General features: G+C 55.4%; 17 protein-coding genes. 9 read left to right on the forward strand and 8 right to left on the reverse strand.

Going from position 1 to position 19,086, the window contains the following annotated elements; genetic code table 11:
• The first annotated feature begins 112 nt into the window (after positions 1-112).
• Complete coding sequence (gene yvcK / locus EAH77_RS03395; RefSeq protein ID WP_140470421.1) at positions 113-1,021, forward strand: uridine diphosphate-N-acetylglucosamine-binding protein YvcK; 909 nt, start codon at positions 113-115, stop codon at positions 1,019-1,021.
• Here yvcK and EAH77_RS03400 read toward each other — a convergent pair.
• Together EAH77_RS03400 and uvrB are read right to left on the reverse strand one after the other, a co-directional pair.
• The gene (locus EAH77_RS03400; RefSeq protein WP_140470422.1) at positions 1,018-1,392 is read right to left on the reverse strand and encodes a VF530 family DNA-binding protein; all 375 of its coding nucleotides are present in this window, start codon (positions 1,390-1,392) and stop codon (positions 1,018-1,020) included. The genes yvcK and EAH77_RS03400 overlap by 4 nt on opposite strands.
• 154 nt (positions 1,393-1,546) lie before the next feature.
• On the reverse strand, positions 1,547-3,553 hold the full coding sequence (gene uvrB, locus EAH77_RS03405) for an excinuclease ABC subunit UvrB (RefSeq protein ID WP_140470423.1): 2,007 nt from the start codon (positions 3,551-3,553) through the stop codon (positions 1,547-1,549).
• A gap of 983 nt (positions 3,554-4,536) precedes the next feature.
• Here uvrB and EAH77_RS03410 point away from each other — a divergent pair.
• On the forward strand, positions 4,537-5,247 hold the full coding sequence (locus tag EAH77_RS03410; RefSeq protein WP_140470424.1) for an ABC transporter ATP-binding protein: 711 nt from the start codon (positions 4,537-4,539) through the stop codon (positions 5,245-5,247).
• Here the strand turns inward: EAH77_RS03410 and bioD are convergent.
• The 4 genes from bioD to bioB are packed head-to-tail and all read right to left on the reverse strand — an operon-like array spanning position 5,237 to position 8,921.
• On the reverse strand, positions 5,237-5,917 hold the full coding sequence (bioD, locus tag EAH77_RS03415) for a dethiobiotin synthase (protein WP_140470425.1): 681 nt from the start codon (positions 5,915-5,917) through the stop codon (positions 5,237-5,239). The two genes, EAH77_RS03410 and bioD, sit on opposite strands and share 11 nt — an antisense overlap.
• A 36-nt stretch (positions 5,918-5,953) precedes the next feature.
• A complete protein-coding gene (gene bioC / locus EAH77_RS03420) occupies positions 5,954-6,745 on the reverse strand; it encodes a malonyl-ACP O-methyltransferase BioC (RefSeq protein ID WP_140470426.1) in 792 nt (263 codons plus the stop codon).
• Positions 6,729-7,880, reverse strand: a complete 1,152-nt coding sequence (gene bioF, locus EAH77_RS03425; protein ID WP_140470427.1) for an 8-amino-7-oxononanoate synthase — start codon at positions 7,878-7,880, stop codon at positions 6,729-6,731. Before bioF ends, bioC begins: the two co-directional genes overlap by 17 nt.
• Positions 7,881-7,883: 3 nt before the next feature.
• Positions 7,884-8,921, reverse strand: coding sequence for a biotin synthase BioB (bioB, locus tag EAH77_RS03430; protein ID WP_140470428.1), 1,038 nt, complete (start codon positions 8,919-8,921; stop codon positions 7,884-7,886).
• Positions 8,922-9,037: 116 nt separating this feature from the next.
• On the opposite strand from bioB, the gene bioA reads away from it, so the two are divergent.
• Positions 9,038-10,315, forward strand: a complete 1,278-nt coding sequence (bioA, locus tag EAH77_RS03435; protein ID WP_140470429.1) for an adenosylmethionine--8-amino-7-oxononanoate transaminase — start codon at positions 9,038-9,040, stop codon at positions 10,313-10,315.
• Here bioA and EAH77_RS03440 read toward each other — a convergent pair.
• Complete coding sequence (locus tag EAH77_RS03440; protein WP_140470430.1) at positions 10,312-11,274, reverse strand: LysR substrate-binding domain-containing protein; 963 nt, start codon at positions 11,272-11,274, stop codon at positions 10,312-10,314. The two genes, bioA and EAH77_RS03440, sit on opposite strands and share 4 nt — an antisense overlap.
• Positions 11,275-11,422: 148 nt before the next feature.
• Between EAH77_RS03440 and EAH77_RS03445 the strand changes: the two genes are divergently transcribed.
• From EAH77_RS03445 to EAH77_RS03470, 6 genes are all read left to right on the forward strand, one after another.
• Positions 11,423-12,577, forward strand: coding sequence for a methionine aminotransferase (locus EAH77_RS03445; protein ID WP_140470431.1), 1,155 nt, complete (start codon positions 11,423-11,425; stop codon positions 12,575-12,577).
• A 33-nt stretch (positions 12,578-12,610) separates the two neighbouring features.
• Positions 12,611-13,390 (forward strand): ABC transporter substrate-binding protein, encoded by a 780-nt coding sequence (locus EAH77_RS03450; RefSeq protein WP_140470432.1) that lies wholly within the window; start codon positions 12,611-12,613, stop codon positions 13,388-13,390.
• Between the two features lie 183 nt (positions 13,391-13,573).
• Positions 13,574-14,617 carry an NADP-dependent oxidoreductase gene (locus tag EAH77_RS03455; protein WP_140470433.1) on the forward strand — a complete coding sequence of 348 codons (1,044 nt, stop codon included), beginning with the start codon at positions 13,574-13,576 and terminating at the stop codon, positions 14,615-14,617.
• Between the two features lie 44 nt (positions 14,618-14,661).
• Complete coding sequence (locus EAH77_RS03460; RefSeq protein ID WP_140470434.1) at positions 14,662-15,363, forward strand: type 1 glutamine amidotransferase domain-containing protein; 702 nt, start codon at positions 14,662-14,664, stop codon at positions 15,361-15,363.
• A 48-nt stretch (positions 15,364-15,411) separates the two neighbouring features.
• Positions 15,412-15,894, forward strand: coding sequence for a kinase inhibitor (locus EAH77_RS03465; RefSeq protein WP_140470435.1), 483 nt, complete (start codon positions 15,412-15,414; stop codon positions 15,892-15,894).
• Between the two features lie 95 nt (positions 15,895-15,989).
• Complete coding sequence (locus EAH77_RS03470; RefSeq protein WP_140470436.1) at positions 15,990-17,306, forward strand: putative acyl-CoA thioester hydrolase; 1,317 nt, start codon at positions 15,990-15,992, stop codon at positions 17,304-17,306.
• A 71-nt stretch (positions 17,307-17,377) separates the two neighbouring features.
• On the opposite strand, the gene EAH77_RS03475 is transcribed toward EAH77_RS03470, so the two are convergent.
• Positions 17,378-18,898 carry a methyl-accepting chemotaxis protein gene (locus EAH77_RS03475; RefSeq protein WP_140470437.1) on the reverse strand — a complete coding sequence of 507 codons (1,521 nt, stop codon included), beginning with the start codon at positions 18,896-18,898 and terminating at the stop codon, positions 17,378-17,380.
• Positions 18,899-19,086 lie beyond the last annotated feature (188 nt).

Here is a 19,086-nt window from a genome sequence, read left to right on the forward strand (position 1 = left end):
AAATTGGGTAAAATCAATCAGCAGGCATGATCAGTGCAATTCATGACAATGCCTCATTAACTGCCACGCTGAGGGCAGATTGACTCTTCTCTGGATGGTTTCAAGGATATTTATGCGTAATCGTACGTTAGCCGACCTCGACCGCGTGGTGGCATTAGGCGGAGGACACGGATTGGGCCGCGTGATGTCCGCCCTCTCCACTCTTGGCTCGCGCCTGACCGGTATTGTCACCACCACCGATAACGGGGGTTCGACCGGCCGTATCCGCAGCTCAGAAGGCGGCATCGCCTGGGGCGATACGCGCAACTGCCTTAACCAGTTAATCACCGAACCGAGCGTTGCGTCAGCCATGTTTGAATACCGCTTCGGCGGCAATGGTGAACTGGCCGGGCACAATCTCGGCAACCTGATGCTGCGCGCGCTCGATCACCTGAGCGTACGCCCGCTGGAAGCCATTAATCTGGTGCGCAGCCTGCTGAAAGTGGACGCCGAACTGATCCCAATGTCAGAACAGCCGGTCGATCTGGCGGCGCTGGATGCCAGCGGTGAGTGGGTCCATGGCGAGGTGAATGTCGATAAGCTGACGCAGATCCCGCGTGAACTGATGCTGGTTCCGCAGGTGACGGCAACGCGTGAAGCGATTCTCGCCATCAAAGAAGCCGATCTGGTGCTGATTGGCCCCGGCAGTTTCTACACCAGCCTGATGCCGCTGTTGCTGATGAAAGACCTGACGCAGGCCCTGCGCCGCAGCCGTGCGCACATCGTATACATTGGTAATTTAGGGAAAGAGTTGAGCGTGGCGGCTGCGTCACTGACGCTGCATGACAAGCTGTCGCTGATTGAACAACAGATCGGACGCCGCGCCGTTGATGCCGCGATCGTCGGGCCTAAAGTGAATATCGATGACGCCAGTGAGCGGTTGATCATTCAAACTACCCTCGAGGCCAGCGATATTCCTTATCGTCATGACCGCGAGTTACTTCGCAAAGCGTTAGAAGAAGCGTTGCAGCAGATGACTTAAGATTTTTTGGTCAGCGGATGGTTGTTCCACGGGCTGTCCGCGGCGGGTTTAGCGGTGCTGACTTTCGGTTTTTGCGGCGTCAGGGCTGACAACGGCGTGCGGCGTTTGCTGCGCGTCATGTCCGGGCGCAAATGGCCTTCAACGAAATCGAGATACAGCGTCTCCACTTCTTTGCGCGCCCATGGCGTGCGGCGCAAAAATTTCAGGCTGGACTTGATGCTCGGGTCACTCTTGAAGCAGTTGATATTGACCTGCGACGCCAGTGCGGGCCAGCCAAAACTATCGACCAACGTCGTCAGCAGCGCTTCCAGCGTGATGCCGTGCAGGGGATCTTTCGCCGCAGCAGGTTTCTGGGGAGTGGTGTCAGTCATTGGCTCGCTCGCAAGTCGTTTTTACCGGGCGCGCAGTCTAGCACTTTTTCAATGCCAGCGCAGCGCACCTTAATTTTCCACAGAAGGTATCCCCAATAGATTTCATGGTCCGCGAGGGAAGCCAACACCGCTGTGGCTTGAAGGATGACGAGTATCAGGAGAGAGCGATGAACTGAGCCCTCAACGCATGCAACTCATCACGCGTATTGGCCGCCTCTTCGAATTCGAGGTTCTGCGCGTGTGCATACATTTTACTCTCCAGCTCTTTAATACGCTGATCCAGCGCTTTCGGCGTAAGCAGCTTGACGGTTTCGAACGCCGCAGCGTCGCGCTTGTCTTTGTTTTTCTTGGTCTTCGGCTGACCGAGTTGCAGGATGTCGGAGATCTTCTTATTCAGGCCCATCGGCGTGATGCCGTGTTCCGTGTTGTAGAGCTCCTGTTTGGCGCGACGGCGTTCGGTTTCGTCAATGGCTTTCGCCATCGACTTAGTAATTCTGTCGCCATACAGAATGGCTTTGCCATTCAGGTTACGCGCCGCGCGGCCAATAGTCTGAATCAGAGAACGCTCAGAGCGCAGGAAGCCCTCTTTGTCTGCGTCGAGGATCGCCACCAGCGACACTTCCGGCATATCCAACCCTTCACGCAGTAAGTTGATCCCCACCAGCACGTCAAATTCTCCCAGACGCAAGTCGCGGATGATCTCCACACGCTCAACGGTATCGATGTCAGAGTGCAGGTAGCGCACCTTCTCGCCGTGTTCTTCCAGATACTCAGTCAAATCCTCAGCCATGCGCTTGGTGAGCGTAGTGACCAGCACACGCTCGTTTACTTCGACACGCTTGCGGATTTCCGACAGCAGATCATCCACCTGCGTGCCCACCGGGCGCACTTCAATCAGTGGATCGAGTAGCCCGGTCGGACGCACGACCTGTTCGATCACATCACCGCCGGATTTTTCCATCTCGTAGGTGCCCGGCGTCGCAGACACATAAATGGTTTGCGGTGCGGCCGCTTCGAACTCTTCAAAGCGCATCGGACGGTTATCGAGGGCAGAAGGCAGGCGGAAGCCATACTCCACCAATGTCTCTTTACGTGAACGGTCGCCTTTGTACATGCCGCCAATCTGCGGAATGGTGACGTGTGACTCATCGACAATCAGCAGACCGTCAGCGGGCAGATAGTCAAACAGCGTCGGTGGCGGCTCACCCGGACCGCGTCCTGACAGATAACGCGAGTAGTTTTCAATACCTGAACAGTAGCCCAGCTCATTCATCATCTCGAGATCAAACTGAGTACGCTGGCTGATGCGCTGCTCTTCCAACAGTTTGTTGTTCTCGAGCAGATTTTTACGCCGGTCAGCCAGCTCGACTTTGATCTCCTCCATTGCCTGCAAAATACGTTCGCGCGGCGTCACGTAGTGCGTTTTGGGGTAGAGGGTGAAACGGGGAATTTCATGCTGCACCTGGCCAGTCAGCGGGTCAAACAGTGAGAGCCGTTCCACTTCCTGATCAAACAGCTCAATGCGCAGCGCCAGATCGTCAGACTCCGCCGGGAAGACGTCAATCACTTCACCGCGCACGCGGAAGGTACTGCGCTGGAAAACCTGATCGTTTCGAGCATATTGCAGCTCGGCCAGGCGGCGCAGGATGGCGCGCTGATCGATGATCATGCCCTTAGTCAGGTGCAACATCATCTTCAGGTAGAGGTCAGGGTCGCCCAGACCGTAGATGGCAGAAACTGATGCCACCACAATCACATCGCGGCGTTCCAGCAGGGCTTTAGTCGCAGAAAGACGCATCTGTTCGATGTGTTCGTTAATCGAGGCGTCTTTTTCAATAAAGGTGTCGGAGCTCGGTACATAGGCTTCCGGCTGATAATAATCGTAATAGGAGACAAAATATTCAACCGCGTTATCCGGGAAAAACTCTTTCATCTCGCCATAGAGCTGCGCGGCCAACGTTTTGTTGGGCGCCAGCACCATCGTAGGCCGGTTGAGGTCAGCAATAACATTAGCGACGGTAAAGGTTTTACCTGAACCGGTCACACCCAGCAGCGTCTGGTGCGCAAGGCCGTTCTCCAGTCCCTCTTCCAGCGCACGTATGGCCTCAGGCTGATCGCCTGACGGTTGAAAATCGGAATGCAGTTTGAATACTTTGCTCATGGGCGGGCTACCTGACTGAAGAGAAGAAACGCACAACACCGGCTAAGGAGACTCAGTATGGAAGACTCCGCGATTTTTGCCAGCCATATAGTACTGGATATAAAACCAGCTTCCAATGGCTAAATAGCGTTCATTTTTAAACCCCCTGCCATCCCGGTTTTTAAACCACTCCCCTCGCTGCACTTTTTTAGGTTTTATGATGCACATCATTTTCCCCATGACAGAACATTTATCCCCAGCAGTTTGTACAAATTAACTTTCTGACAACAGGTTGACGAAAATTGACACAAGCGGGATGCGTCGATTTGACAAGGCTTGATTTTAGATAACTTATTGAAAAATAAAAATTTCATCAAAAAGCTGCGATTCCAAACAAACTGAGCGCAACCCGCGTCCTGACTCGCTTGCAGCAACTTTCCTTACGCTCATGCACATGGTTATCCACAGGAATGGTGGATAACTCACATCACGCCGCTTGCAGCGCGACCTGCCAAAAATCGCCCTTTCATCCTCAGCGTGGTCCGTGAGATGTTTTTTAGTTATTTTTAGCCTTTTTTACTTCTTTCTATATACCGATTTTGCCTAGATATTCTGTGCCGAAGATATTGCAAAATGGAAAAGTGCAGCCGACCCGGATTTTTTAGCTTTAGCCATGCTGATGCCTTGCACCAAAACTATCGTGTTCAGCACTGGCTGAGTGCATTAATAGATCCGATATCCCGCCGATTCATTACTATTCATTAACCTTTTTTCAGTTCTCCTGCCCGCCCGCCCATTAACAGTCTCGCAACCTTACCTTTAAGAGATATCTGCCCAAACTTGGCCTGAGAGTTGCAACATCTATAACGTCTTTAACTATCACCTTAAAAGCGCGAAGTAAATGTCAGAAATATGACAATGGCCGTCAATGTACATTAACCATTCCCAGCGTTTTTTTGGCGTTAAAAAGCCAGTAACGCAGGGGATTGAGGGAGGATGCTCTGATGTTAAGTGTTAAATCGGTGAATCAATATTATGGTCAGAACCATATCCTGTGGGATATCAATCTGGAGTTGTATCGCGGGCAGTGTACTTGCCTCATCGGGCGCAATGGTGTCGGAAAAACCACGCTGATCAACTGCATCATGGGCCATTTACCGGTCAAAAGCGGCACCATCTTATGGCAGTCTGCCAATCAAGAGCCACAAAGCCTGCTGGATATGCCGGTGGAAACCCGTGCACTGATGGGCATCGGCTATGTCCCTCAGGGGCGTCAGATTTTTTCGCAAATGAGCGTGAATGAAAATCTGCAAATTGCCATGATGGCCGGGCGCAACAAAACCCGCCGAGTGCCTGAGCAGGTGTATGAACTGTTTCCCGTGTTGAAAGAGATGGGCGAACGCAAGGCGGGCGAACTCGACGAAAGCCAGCAGCAACAGTTGGCGATCAGCCGGGCGCTGGTGCAGGAGCCGGAACTGTTGATCCTCGACGAGCCGACAGAGCATACCAGCCCGTCGATGGCGGCAAACATGGGCAATATCATTCACCGCCTTAACCGCGATCTGGGCCTGACCTTACTGTTGGTCGGTCACAAACTGCCGTTTATCCGCACCGTCGCCGACCGTTTTTGTCTGCTCGACGGTGGGCGAAATGTGGCACAGGGTACGCTGGCTGAACTCGATGATGAGCTGGTAAAAGATTACCTCACGGTTTGAGGCAGTTCAGATTCAGGTATTGCCCAACATCACCGCCGGTATCCGTGCCGAGGAACGGGATCTCGCCCAGCAGCGGTGCAGGCAGCATACGCGTGAGCGTTGCCAAATAGGCCTGATGATGCTTCCCCGTTGCCTGTACGTCATTGGCTATCCAGCCCGCCAGCTGCAAACCGCTGTGGGTAATAGCCTGCGCCGTCAATACCGCATGGTTGATACACCCCAGCCGTATTCCCACCACTAAAATCACCGGCAACTGCTCGGCAACCACCCAGTCAGCAAAGGTTTCTTGCTCATTAAGCGGCGTAAACCATCCTCCGGCCCCTTCTACCACCGTCCAGTCAGCTTTGAGTTCGAGATGGCGCAACCCCAGCGAGAGGGTGTCCAGGACAATCGGACGTTGCTCCAGTTGGCTGACAATATGCGGCGACGTCGGTTCAAGAAACGTACAAGGATTCACTTCGTGGTAACTCAGACGCACGGAACTGTTAGCCTGCAAGGCCAGTGCATCGCTGTTGCGCGGTCCGTCGGCGGTCATTTCGCTGCCCGAAGCCACCGGTTTATAGCCCACCGTGGAGAATCCGGCGCACGCCGCTGCCTGCAAAAATGCCGTGGTGGCGACCGTTTTGCCGACTTCGGTGTCGGTACCGGTGATGAAGAAGGTTTGTTTCATGTGAGCCTGGTCTTTAGTAACAGTTTCAGTTTTACATCAGCGCGGGATCAGCGTTTCCACCTGCAAAATACCGTAAACCACCCGGTAATTTAGCGGCAGAATGCCGTCGCGGCGTACATAGTGTTTTTCCAGCAATTGCAGGCGTTCACGCCCGCCCAGCCCGCCAAGACGACCGTTTTTAATGTGCGTCGCACCGATGCCTTTCAGCGATCGCAGCAGCGACATCACGTCGGGAAATTCTGCTATGTGATCGCTGAAAGTGACGTCATGGCGATATGGCGCGCAGGCTTCGGCGATTTTATCTGGCGTCAGGAACTGATTGACGTGACGGCGGCCGTCGACTTTCATCCACGCCGCCGCCAGCTCATTCAACGACCCTTCCGCCAGCGTGGAGAACAGCACCAGCCCGCCGTTGCGGGTGACGCGGTGCATCTCTTCCAGCGCGCGCGGCAATGCGTTGCACCACTGCACCGCCAGATTGCTGAAACAGATATCGATACAATTGTCGGCAAACGGCAAACGTTCGATGTCGCCCGGTACGTATTCATCGGCAGAATCCAGCTCACGCGCACGCTGTAACATGCCTTCGGAAATGTCCAGCGCGACGACCTTTTTGCCCTGCGCCCGCCAGTAACGGCTGAAATAGCCGGTGCCACAGCCAGCATCGACCACCGTCGCTCCCGCGTTGTTCAGATACGGCGCGGCCAGGGCCAGCAATTCTTCCCCCACTTCACGCTGCAACTGTGCGGCATTTTCATAACTGATGGCGGCGCGGCTGAACGCGTCGGCCACCGCTTGTTTGTTCACTAATTCAGTGACTGCACCCATGAAGGGACTCCAGCAAAAAATCGATATCTTCAGGCTGATGGGCAGCCGTCAGGGTAATGCGCAGTCTTGCGCTGCCCTGCGGTACGGTCGGCGGGCGGATCGCACTGACCCAAACACCGCGCGCACGTAACCGCTGCGCCAGATCCAACGTCGGCTGATTTTCACCCACGATCAGCGGTTGAATGGCCGTAGCCGATGCCGTCAGCCGATAGGGCAAACCGGCGGCCCCGGCGCGGAAACGGGCAATATTGGCCGCCAGTTTATCACGCAGGTCGTCGCCTTGCTGAATACAGCGCAGGCTGGCCTGCAAGGCACAGACCTGGGCTGCGGGCATGGAGGTGCTGTAAATCAGATGACGGGCAAACTGCAACAGGTAATCGGCAGTGGCGTCATCACATAATACCGCCGCGCCGCTGCACCCGAAGGCTTTGCCGAAGGTGACCACCAGCAACTCAGGCTTGATGCCCTGCTGCCAGCAACTGCCGCGTCCCTGCTCACCGATAATGCCCACACCGTGGGCGTCATCGACCATCAGCCAACTGCCGTGCGCGTGGGCTAAGCGCTGAAGCTCCGCCAGCGGGGCGGCGTCGCCATCCATGCTGAACACCCCTTCAGTCACCACCAGCGTGTCGCCGGCTACCGGTTTTTCCAGCAGACGTCGCAGGGAATCGGGCTGATTATGTTGAAAACGGCGCAGCTGCGAAGGGGCATGCAGAGCGGATTCCAGCAGCGAGGCGTGGCTAAGTTTGTCTGCCAGTACGCGGTCTTCCGCCTGCATCAGCGCCACCAGAACGGCCTGATTGGCCGCAAAACCGGAGATAAACAGCAGCGCGCGCGGGTAGCCCTGCCATTGCGCCAGTTGCTGTTCGAACTCGGCATGCACATCACTGTAGCCCGTGACATGTCCCGAACCGCCGCTGCCGACGCCAAAGCGCACCGCGCCCTGTTGCCAGGCGGCGATCACATTCAGGTTCTGGCTCAGCCCGAGGTAGTCATTACCAGAGAAGTTCAGCCAGCGCCGTTCCCCCTGCATTAACCAGCGGGCGCTGCCTCCCGCATTGGGCTGACGGACGCGAAACGCCGCCGCCTGTTTACGGACGTCAACAGCCTCTTTGATACGCGTTTGCCAGCTCATCGGTCAGACGGCAGCGTTGTAAAATTGCGCCGTATCAGCGTGGACCAGCTGTTCGACCAGCGCTTGCTGTTGTTGGTTATCACCCATCTCGGTTGCAAACACCTGCGGGTTCAGGCCCAGTTTGCCGAACAGGATCAGATCCTTGTCTTCCGCCGGGTTTGGCGTGGTCAGTAGTTTGCAGCCGTAGAAAATAGAGTTGGCACCGGCCATAAAGCACATGGCCTGCGTCTGCTCACTCATCTGTTCACGACCGGCGGAAAGGCGCACGTAAGATTGCGGCATCATGATGCGGGCCACCGCAATGGTGCGGATGAAATCGAACGGATCGACGTCGTCGTTATCGGCCAGCGGCGTGCCTTTGACTTTCACCAGCATATTGATCGGCACGCTTTCCGGCGCGACCGGCAGATTGGCCAGTTGCATCAGTAAACCGGCGCGGTCTTTCACCGTTTCGCCAAGGCCGACAATGCCGCCGGAACACACTTTGATGCCCGCGCCGCGCACTTCCGACAGCGTATCCAGACGTTCCTGATAGCTGCGGGTGGTAATAATGCTGCCATAAAATTCCGGCGAGGTGTCCAGATTATGGTTGTAGAAATCAAGGCCAGCAGAAGCCAGGCGCTGCGCCTGCGTGGTGTTCAGCGTACCGAGCGTCATACAGGTTTCCATGCCCAGCTCTTTCACGCCCTGCACCATCTGTTCGAGGTACGGCATGTCACGGTCATGTGGGTTTTTCCACGCCGCCCCCATACAGAAACGGGTGGAACCGGCCGCTTTCGCCTGACGCGCGGACTCCAGCACTTGTTTAACTTCCATCAAACGCTCGGTTTCCAGCCCGGTTTTGTACCGTGAACTCTGTGGGCAATATTTACAGTCTTCCGGGCAGGCACCGGTTTTTATCGACAGCAACGTGCTGACCTGCACCTGGCGCGGGTCAAAATTCTGACGGTGGACCTGCTGAGCGTCAAACATCAGCTCAAGAAAAGGTTTATCAAACAGGGCCTGCGTTTTTTCCAGCGTCCAGTGGGTGCGGGTTGTCATATGACATCTCCAAAAAAGTTTAACCTTACAAATCGTCAACCATTCTTTATTTGTTTTAGTTTACCGTCAACGTTAAAATTATTTTTTGGTTTACAAGTTTCATCAAGGACAGTGCAATGACCCCCGCCGATCTCGAGTTCGACCAGCGCCACATCTGGCACCCTTACACGTCGATGACCAAGCCGCTGCCCGTCTATCCGGTGGAGTCAGCGTCAGGCGTGCTGCTGCAACTGGCAAATGGCCGTCAGCTGGTAGACGGGATGTCATCGTGGTGGGCAGCGATCCACGGCTATAACCATCCGCAGCTGAACCAGGCGGCTATCGATCAGATCGGGAAAATGTCGCACGTCATGTTTGGCGGGATCACCCACCCTTCCGCTATCGCGCTGTCGCGCCGTCTGGTTGAGATGACGCCCGTTGGGCTGGAGTGTGTGTTTCTGGCTGACTCTGGATCGGTGGCCGTGGAAGTGGCACTGAAAATGGCGATGCAATACTGGCAGGCGCGCGGCGAGAAACGCCAGACGCTGCTCACGCTGCGCAATGGCTATCACGGGGATACCTTCGGCGCAATGTCAGTGTGTGACCCACAGAATTCAATGCACAGTTTGTATCAGGGTTACCTGCCGCAGCACCTGTTTGCCGACGCGCCGCAGAGCCGTTTCGACGGAGAATGGCATGAAGCGGATATCGCACCGTTCGCCAACATGCTCGGGGAGAATCACCGCAAGATCGCCGCTGTCATTTTAGAGCCGGTGGTTCAGGGCGCGGGCGGGATGCGGATTTATCATCCGACCTATCTCAGGCGGGTACGTGAACTGTGTGATCATTACGGCGTACTGCTGATTGCCGATGAGATCGCCACCGGATTTGGCCGCACCGGCAAGCTGTTTGCCTGCGATCACGCAGGGATTTCGCCGGATATTCTGTGTCTGGGCAAAGCGCTGACCGGCGGTTACATGACGCTCTCTGCCACGCTCACCACCCGCCACGTGGCCGAGACGATCAGCGATGGCGAAGCGGGATGTTTCATGCACGGTCCAACCTTTATGGGCAATCCGCTGGCCTGCGCAGTCGCGAATTCCAGCCTGCGATTATTGTCCGAAAACGGCTGGCAGGCGCAGGTGGCAAACATCGAACAGCAGTTCCGCCGCGAGCTGATGCCACTGGCGGAGCACCCCGCCGTGGCGGATGTCCGCGTTCTGGGGGCTATTGGGGTGGTGGAGATGTGCGAGCCGGTCAGTATGGCTCAATTGCAGAAACACTTTGTCAACGAGGGCGTGTGGATCCGGCCATTCGGCAAACTTATTTACCTGATGCCGCCGTACATTATCTCTCCCGCCCAGCTCAGTAAACTGACGGGAGCGATTGCCAGCGCACTAAACGCCCTCTATTAGTTTGAATTGACCAGCCGGTGGGAAGACGAAAGCAAAGCGCTGAGTTTCTCCCGGCTGATTCGGGCCTGATCGTTGAGGTAGTCGATCGCCACTTTCAGCGCCGGAGTCGGGTTTTCCGGGTAGAGCAGCGTGTAGGATGCACCGCTGGCGACGCACAGCGGGAATGGCGCAATGACCCTGCCCGCCTGCAAATCATCTTCTATTAAGGTCAGATCCCCTATTGCCACCCCGTAGCCTTGTAACGCCGAATTGATCGCCAGATCCAGGGTATCAAAATGCTGAGACTTGGCGGACGGCAGCCCTTTCACCCCCGCCTCGCGCAACCATAGTAGCCAGTCACGCCGGTCGCGCGTCGGGTGCAACAGGGTTTTATCGGCCAGATCGGCCACGTCAAAGCCCTCATGATGACGAGGTAAAAAGTCCGGTGTACAGACCGGCGTCAGCACTTCGTCAAACAGATGCTGCGCACGGCGCGGTGAATCCGGTGCGCGGCCAAACACCACGGCGGCATCGAATTGTTCGGTACTGAAATCCACACCGTGCGCAATCGAGGCAGTCAGTTCAATTTGCATATCAGGCCGGTCATTCTGTAACTGAATGACCCTGGGCAATAACCAGCGCATTGAGCAGGTCGGGCATTTGATGCGCAGCGTGTCGGGGTGTGACTCCACGCGCTTTAGCGCTTCGCCCATCAGTTCCAGCGCCTGCTGCACTGCCGGTAAGAGTTGTGCACCGCGCGGCGTCAGGGTCAGCCCGCGTGCCTGACGCAAAAATAGCGCATACCCCAGCGCCGTTTCCAGCCCAGTCATCTGACGGCTGACCGCCCCCTGCGTGATATGCAAAAGCGCGGCAGCGTGGGTCAGGTTGAGGGTTTTCGCCACCACGCTGAAGGTTTTCAGCAGGTTAAGCGAAGGAAGATTGAGCGCCGTCAGGTAAGAAAAATCAACAGAGGTTGCCATCAGTGCCTCACAAAAACCGCCACCCGCTATGACGGGTGATCATGGCAAGTATGACAAACTTTCCATTGTCGCCACAAGGGAACTGTTGCTTAATCATTCGATAGTTTTCGAATAATTATTCATTTTCGCCCTGCCTTTGGAGTTCTTTATGAAAAGCGCCCTTTCTCCTTTATCTAAGTTACCTGACGTTGGCACCACCATTTTCACTGTAATTGGCCAACTGAGCGCCGAGCACAATGCACTGAATTTATCGCAGGGCGCACCGAATTTCTCCTGTCAGCCGTCGCTTATCGACAGCGTGACCAAAGCCATGCGCGAAGGTCATAACCAATATGCACCGATGAGCGGTGTAGCCGCGTTACGCCATGCGCTTTCAGCCAAAGTGGAAGCATTGTACGGTTGCCATTACGACACAGACAGCGAAGTCACGGTGATGGCCAGTGCCAGCGAAGGGTTATATTCCGCCATCAGCGCGTTGGTGCACCCAGGCGATGAGGTCATTTACTTTGAACCGTCGTTCGACAGCTACGCGCCGATTGTGCGTTTGCAGGGGGCAAAACCGGTAGCCATCGGCCTGTCTTTGGACGACTTCAGCATCGACTGGGATCAGGTTGCCAGCGCCATCAACCGCCGCACGCGGATGATCATCATCAACAGCCCGCACAACCCGACCGGCGCGATCTTTAATGACTTCGACATCGAGCGGCTGATCGCACTGACCGAAAACACTGACATTATTATTTTGTCCGATGAAGTCTATGAACACGTGGTCTTTGACGGCGAACGCCACGAAAGCATGGCCTGCCATCCGCAACTGGCCGAGCGCAGCGTGATTGTTTCATCCTTCGGCAAAACCTATCACGTCACCGGCTGGCGCGTCGGTTATTGCCTGGCACCGGCAGAACTGATGGGCGAGATCCGTAAAGTGCATCAGTTTATGATGTTCTCCGCTGACACGCCGATGCAGGTCGCATTCGCCGACGCGATGGCTGACCCGCAGAGTTATCTCGGCCTGGCCGATTTCTATCAGCAAAAACGTGATTTGCTGGCCGATGCCCTGAGCGAATCCCGCTTTGAATTACTGCCGAGCCGTGGCAGTTTCTTTATGCTGGCCCGCTTCAGCCACTTTAGCTCGCTGACCGATGACGAGTTCGTTCTAAGTTTGATCCGCGATCACCAGATCGCCACCATCCCGCTGTCGGCGTTTTATAGCCATAACAAGCCGACCGGGCTTATCCGCCTGAGCTTTGCCAAAGACGATGACACATTGTATGAAGGCGCACGCCGCCTGTGCCGCGTCTGAAGGTCTTTCTTAATACCCTCCGGGAGAAGTGAAATGAAAAAATTAAATATCGCGCTGTTATTAGGTTGTGCTGTGGCTTCATTTTCTGCGCTGGCCGATGGTTCCACGCTCAAATTTGGTCTGGAAGCCCAATATCCGCCGTTCGAATCCAAAAGTGCCACTGGCGAGTTGCAGGGCTTCGACATTGATGTCGGTAATGCCGTGTGCGCTGCCGCCAAACTCAAATGTGAATGGTTCGACACCGCTTTTGACGGACTGATCCCTGCTTTACAGGCGCGTAAATTTGACGCCATCAACTCAGCGATGAATGTCACCGAAAAACGCCGCCAGGCGATTGATTTCACCAGTGTGATTTACCGCGTACCCAGCAAGCTCATCGCGAAAAAAGAGTCCCAACTGCTGCCCACCGTTGAATCTCTGAAAGGCAAACACATCGGCGTGTTGCAAGGCTCGATCCAGGAGAGTTACGCGCAGGCACATTGGGCGCCAAAAGGCGTGGATGTCGTCTCTTACCAGGATCAGAATCAGGTTTATCTGGATCTCTCTTCCGGTCGTCTTGACGGCACGCTGGTACTGGCACCGGCTGGCCAGACAGGCTTCCTCGACCGTCCAGACGGCAAGGATTACGCCTTCGCTGGCGATGCAGTGCGTGATGATAAAATCCTCGGCAGCGGCATTGCGTTCGGCCTGCGTAAAGGCGATACCGCCACCAAAGAGAAGCTTGATGTCGCCATCGCTAAAATCAAACAAGACGGCGTTGTTAAAGAGCTGTCGAAGAAATATTTCGGCGATATTGATGTCACGGTGAAGTAAATCTCGTCACCGGTTCAACAACAGGGGTTTCACATGTGAACCCCTGCTTTTTCAATAACTCATACCAACAAAGCATAAACCGCTCCGATCACAACTCGCGTAGACGCCTATACTTATTCCCCATGACCCAGGTGCCCATCCTACGATGGCCGCCTTAAGACCCGCGTCAATGAAGGAGTTTGTATGTCACAGAGTCAATCCGTAAACCGTCGCATTGTACTGGCTTCACGGCCGCACGGTGCACCGACCGCAGACAACTTCCGTCTGGAAAAACAGGATATCCCCACTGCTCAGGCGGGCCAGCTGGTGCTGCGCACGTTATTTCTCTCCCTCGACCCGTACATGCGCGGGCGAATGAGCGATGCCCCCTCCTATGCCGCTCCGGTGCAAATCGGCGAAGTAATGACCGGCGGTGCCGTGTCGCAGGTGGTGAGTTCGAACAGTCCTGAATTCAAACCTGGCGACCGGGTGGTGGGCAGCACCGGCTGGCAGGACTACGCCGTGGCCGATGCTAAAGCGGTAAAAAAACTGGAAGGTGCCGCGCTGAAACACCCTTCCCTCGCGCTGGGCGTGCTGGGAATGCCTGGCTTCACGGCATTTATGGGGCTGCTGGATATCGGCCAGCCGCAGGCAGGTGAAACCGTGGTGGTAGCCGCCGCGACAGGGCCGGTCGGATCACTGGTCGGCCAAATTGCTAAAATCAAAGGCTGTAAAGTGATTGGCATCGCCGGTGGTGCGGAGAAATGCCATTACGCCGTCGAACATTTTGGGTTTGACCAATGTCTGGATCACCGCGCAGCCGACCTGGATAAGCGTCTGAAAGAAGCTTGCCCTGACGGTATCGACGTCTATTTTGAAAATGTCGGCGGTGCCGTGTTCGATGCCGTCTTGCCGCTGCTCAATACCAAAGCGCGTATTCCGGTCTGCGGGCTGGTCTCGCAATATAACGCCACCGGTCTGCAAGAGGGACAAGATCGCCTCTCTCTGCTGGCCAGCACGATTTTGCGAAAACGACTGCGCATGCAGGGGTTCATCATTTTTGATGATTACGGCCACCGCTACCCTGAATTCGCCAAACAGATGAGCGAATGGTTTGAAGCCGGAAAAGTGAAGTTCCGTGAGGATATTGTGGACGGGCTGGAGAATGCGCCGCAGGCGTTTATTGGCCTGCTGGAAGGTAAAAACTTCGGCAAGTTAGTCGTAAAAGTCAGTCACGAAAATAATTGATCACACGTTGGCCAGGCCATGTAGCCTGGCACACAGGAGATAACATGAAATTACTGATTGTATTGACGTCGCACGATAAACTCGGCGATACCGGCAAGAAAACGGGCTTTTGGCTGGAAGAATTTACGGCACCTTATTATCAGTTCCTGGATGCCGGCGCGGAGCTGACGCTGGCGTCACCGAAAGGTGGTCAACCTCCGCTGGATCCGAAAAGCGATGAGAAAGACGCCCAGACTGAAACCACCGATCGCTTCCGCCAGGATAAAAACGCGCAACATGCACTGGCCAATACCGTCAAACTGGCCGAGGTGAAAGTGGCTGATTTTGATGCCGTGTTCTATCCGGGTGGCCACGGCCCGTTGTGGGATCTGGCAGAAGATGCCCATTCGCTTAAATTGATCGAAGATTTCTGGGCGGCCGGGAAGCCGGTAGCCGCCGTTTGCCACGCCCCCGGTGTACTGCGTGATGTGAAGCAGGCCGATGGCACGCCGCTGGTGAAAGGCAAACGTGTGACCGGTTTTAGCAACAGTGAAGAAGACGCCGTTGGTCTGACCGACATCGTGCCGTTCCTGGTAGAAGATGAGCTGAAAAAGAACGGCGGCGATTACAGTAAAGCCGCAGACTGGCGTCCTTACGTCATTACGGATGGCAAACTGATCACCGGCCAGAACCCGGCGTCATCCGCAAGCGTTGCGCAAGCCCTGCTCAAACTGCTCGGCGGCGGTGAGGTCAATAAACAAGCGTGAATTGAATTGATGTAAAAATAATAACCTTTAAACGAGGATTTTGACGTTATGGCATTCACTTTAATCAGTTCGGACCTGCGCGACGGCGAGAAAATGCCCGACACACAGGTGTTCAACGGCATGGGTTATAGCGGGGATAACCTCTCTCCGCATCTGGCCTGGAGCGGTGCGCCGGAAGGCACTAAAAGTTTTGCGATCACCTGCTATGACCCCGACGCGCCGACCGGCTCTGGCTGGTGGCACTGGGGTGTGGCAAATATTCCGGCAGACGTGACCGAATTGCCGCAAGGTGCAGGTTCCGGCAAACCGGGCCTGCCGGCGGGTGCGGTACAAACGCGCACTGACTTCGGCAAAGCCGGTTACGGCGGCGCGGCACCGCCACAAGGCGAAAGACACCGTTATCAGTTCACGGTGTATGCGCTGGACGTCGACCAGCTAGAGGTAAATGAAGAAGCCAGCGGAGCCTATCTTGGTTTCAATATCCACTTCCATTCGCTGGGTAAATCTTCCCTTACCGTGATATACAGCTGATAGCTGTGGTATAAATAGGGCAGAGAGTGAGAATGCAACGCGGTGGTCAGTCTTGCTGATCGCCGCTTTTTTCGTTTATTTAGGAGTCAGATCCAGTGAAACTTTCCACCCTGTCGCGCGCCTGCGCCATGTTGTCCGTCAGTCTGGTGTTGGCGGCCTGTAGCAGCAGCCACGAAGGCATGTCCAGTCAGGTCGCACCGGGCACCGCTGCGGATCCCATCCTCAGCCCGGATGAAGCCGCACACTTTACCCCCAAAAATTATCTGGCCTTCGGCGGCCGTTCCCTGCAAGTTCAACAGCAGGGTTGGTTCCCTAAACTGGTCGAAACCGGTGATGTAAAAACTGACTTCGTGGTTGGCCCGCAAATGGGTACCGACGGCGCGGCATATACCAATATTCAGCAAGCACTGGAAGCGGCACTGCGCGTACGTAACCACGGCGAGCGCGTCTTTATTAAAATCCTGCCGGGCACCTACAACGGCACGGTTTACATTCCTTCCGGTGCACCGCCGATCACCCTGTTCGGTACCGGTACTACCGCAGGCGACGTGGTGATCCAGCAAGGTCTGGAAGCGTCGGTCACTCCAGCCACTTACCGCGCGACGCTCAGCTCGAACGGTGAGTTCATTCCGGGCAACCGCGCCTGGTACATGTTCAATAACTGTGCCACACAGAAAGCCGAAACCATCGGTGTGGGCTGTACCGCAACCGTCTGGTCACAGAGCAGCGGTCTGCAAATTCAGAACATGACCATCAGCAATAGTCTGCTGGACACCGTTGACGCAGGCGATCATCCGGCTGTGGCATTGCGCACCGACGGCGACAATATCCTGCTGGACAACGTGCACCTGATTGGTCGCCAAAACACGCTGATGCTCACCACGGCCAATGTAAAAAATCAGCAAGACAACAGCCGCTACAGCCGTGCCTATGTTCACAACAGCCGTATCGAAGGTGATGTGGATTACGTGTTCGGCCGTTCAAGTGCCGTGTTTGACCAGGTGGAATTCCACACGGTCAGCAGCCGTGGGGTGAAACAGCCCTCAATCTTCGCCCCGAATACCCCGGCCAACGTGCCTTACGGTTTCCTGGTGACAAACAGTACATTGACCACCGACCGAGGCTTCGAAGGCCAGGCTGTCAAAGCCCAACTGGGCCGCGCATGGGATGAAGGCGCAGAAAACGGCGGTTACATTGCCGGTACTACGCCAAACAGCCAGTTAGTGATCCGCGACAGCCAGATCGACAGCGGTTACAACCAGCTGCACCCGTGGGGCGATGCCGCCTTCTCAGGCCGTGCCTTTACTGGCAATGTGCCAAAAGATGAGAAACAACAGCGCAATTTGAATGATGTGAACTTCAATCGCCTGTGGCAGTACAACAATATTATGACGCCTCCTGCGGCCAAATAAGCCACAGCATGGACAGACAAAAGCCGCCGGATGTCACTCCGGCGGCTTTTTTAATGCCCAAATTTTGGCGATCAGGCGGGCTGAAGGTTTTCGTTGCCCAACTGGAAAATAGCCACCGTCTCCTCCAGATTTATCGCCTGCAGATCAAGGGCGGCGGAGGCATTGGCAGACTGCTGAACCAGTGCCGAGTTCTGCTGTGTCACTGTATCCATTTCGGCAACGGCCAGCGCTATCTGGCTGATGCCCCGGCTCTGCTCCTCTGAGGCCGACGCAATTTCATGAATGATGTCGGTGACATGCGAGACGGAATCGACAATTTCCTGCATGGTGTCACCGGCTTTACCCACCAGCGTAGAACCACTGTTCACTTTACTCACCGACAGACCAATCAGCGTTTCAATCTCTTTCGCCGCCTGCCCGCTGCGTTGGGCCAGATTGCGCACTTCACTGGCGACCACGGCAAAACCGCGCCCCAGCTCTCCGGCACGTGCGGCTTCCACGGCGGCATTGAGTGCCAGGATATTGGTCTGGAAAGCGATACTGTTGATCACTGTGGTAATTTCAGCGATCTGCTTCGAACTGTCAGCAATATCATTCATCACGCCCACCACATCGTTCACCAGCTCGCCACCGCGGCTGGCGGTGGCGGCAGCCGAAGAGGCCAGTTGGCTGGCCTGACTGGCGTTATCGGCATTTTGTTTCACCGTTGCAGTCAGTTGTTCCATGCTGGCGGCGGTCTGTCCCAGCGCCGAAGCCTGTTGTTCCGTTCGGGCGGAAAGATCAATGTTTCCGGCAGCAATCTCGCTGGAGGCGCGCGTAACCTGCAACACCCCCTGACGGATATCGCCGATGATCCCGCGCAGGTTCTGGTTCATCCCTTCCACCGCACGAGTCAGTTGGCCGACCTCATCACCACTGCGGCTGACAATATGCGCGGTCAAATCGCCGGCGGCAATGCGCTGGGCCACCTCGAGGGTATGGCGCAAAGGCAGGGTTATCTGGCGGGTCATGCGCCATGAGAGCAACGCGCCAATGATAATGGTGGCCGCAATGATCAACAGCATCTCTTTGATGGTCCGATGCACTTCATCCTGGGTATAGGCCATTTCGTGGTCGAGCAATTGGTCGGAAGCAGACGTCAGCGCCAGCCCGGCGGCGGCCAGATCGGCCTGGACCTGATCGGCTTGACTGCCTGCTGGCGGATTCAGCGTATTCTGCCAGTTTTCGCGATATCGGCGGATATTCTCCGGCATAGCATCCACCTGGACCTGATCGATCGGCTGCCAGTCGTAGGTTGCCACCTGCGCCAGTTTGCCTTCCAGTTTGTCCAGCGCCAGACGGTTTTGTTCGACATATTTGACATCACGGTTGGCAAGGTATGAGAGACGGGTATATTTCGCCTCGCCCAGCAGATCGTTGACGCTTTTGAGCAGCGTGGCTTTTTCAGCCCGTTCGCTAATGCTGGTCAGATGGTAGATGCCTGAGGCGGCAATGGATGAACCGAGCAGCAGAACAAGCGTAAACCCTGCGGCAAGCTTGGTCGCAATGCTGGCGTTGTTGAAAACGCCGGTGATCCCTGAAGCTAAACTCATACTGCTCTCCCTGTTTTATGAAATAAAACATAAGTAACGCATTTACTGCGGATGTGTAATTGGTTGGGGTAACGAGAAGAGTTATCGACAAGGTAGGCACAACATTTAGAGGGAGATGAATATATTTCTTATCAATGGCACGAACAGCCAAAGAAAAAAAAGCCCCGGCTGTAAAGGCCTGGGGCTAA

Source organism: Ewingella americana, from assembly GCF_006438725.1.
Taxonomy (GTDB): Bacteria; Pseudomonadota; Gammaproteobacteria; order Enterobacterales; family Enterobacteriaceae; genus Ewingella; species Ewingella americana_A.

Coding starts and splice junctions, on each gene's coding strand:
- bioA (WP_140470429.1), top strand. CDS start 9,038: ATGACCCCCGCCGATCTCGAGTTCGACCAGCGCCACATCTGGCACCCT.
- yvcK (WP_140470421.1), top strand. CDS start 113: ATGCGTAATCGTACGTTAGCCGACCTCGACCGCGTGGTGGCATTAGGC.
- EAH77_RS03465 (WP_140470435.1), top strand. CDS start 15,412: ATGGCATTCACTTTAATCAGTTCGGACCTGCGCGACGGCGAGAAAATG.
- bioD (WP_140470425.1), bottom strand. CDS start 5,917: ATGAAACAAACCTTCTTCATCACCGGTACCGACACCGAAGTCGGCAAA.
- bioF (WP_140470427.1), bottom strand. CDS start 7,880: ATGAGCTGGCAAACGCGTATCAAAGAGGCTGTTGACGTCCGTAAACAG.
- EAH77_RS03450 (WP_140470432.1), top strand. CDS start 12,611: ATGAAAAAATTAAATATCGCGCTGTTATTAGGTTGTGCTGTGGCTTCA.
- EAH77_RS03440 (WP_140470430.1), bottom strand. CDS start 11,274: ATGGCAACCTCTGTTGATTTTTCTTACCTGACGGCGCTCAATCTTCCT.
- EAH77_RS03460 (WP_140470434.1), top strand. CDS start 14,662: ATGAAATTACTGATTGTATTGACGTCGCACGATAAACTCGGCGATACC.
- EAH77_RS03400 (WP_140470422.1), bottom strand. CDS start 1,392: ATGACTGACACCACTCCCCAGAAACCTGCTGCGGCGAAAGATCCCCTG.
- bioC (WP_140470426.1), bottom strand. CDS start 6,745: ATGGGTGCAGTCACTGAATTAGTGAACAAACAAGCGGTGGCCGACGCG.
- EAH77_RS03445 (WP_140470431.1), top strand. CDS start 11,423: ATGAAAAGCGCCCTTTCTCCTTTATCTAAGTTACCTGACGTTGGCACC.
- EAH77_RS03475 (WP_140470437.1), bottom strand. CDS start 18,898: ATGAGTTTAGCTTCAGGGATCACCGGCGTTTTCAACAACGCCAGCATT.
- EAH77_RS03455 (WP_140470433.1), top strand. CDS start 13,574: ATGTCACAGAGTCAATCCGTAAACCGTCGCATTGTACTGGCTTCACGG.
- EAH77_RS03410 (WP_140470424.1), top strand. CDS start 4,537: ATGTTAAGTGTTAAATCGGTGAATCAATATTATGGTCAGAACCATATC.
- uvrB (WP_140470423.1), bottom strand. CDS start 3,553: ATGAGCAAAGTATTCAAACTGCATTCCGATTTTCAACCGTCAGGCGAT.
- bioB (WP_140470428.1), bottom strand. CDS start 8,921: ATGACAACCCGCACCCACTGGACGCTGGAAAAAACGCAGGCCCTGTTT.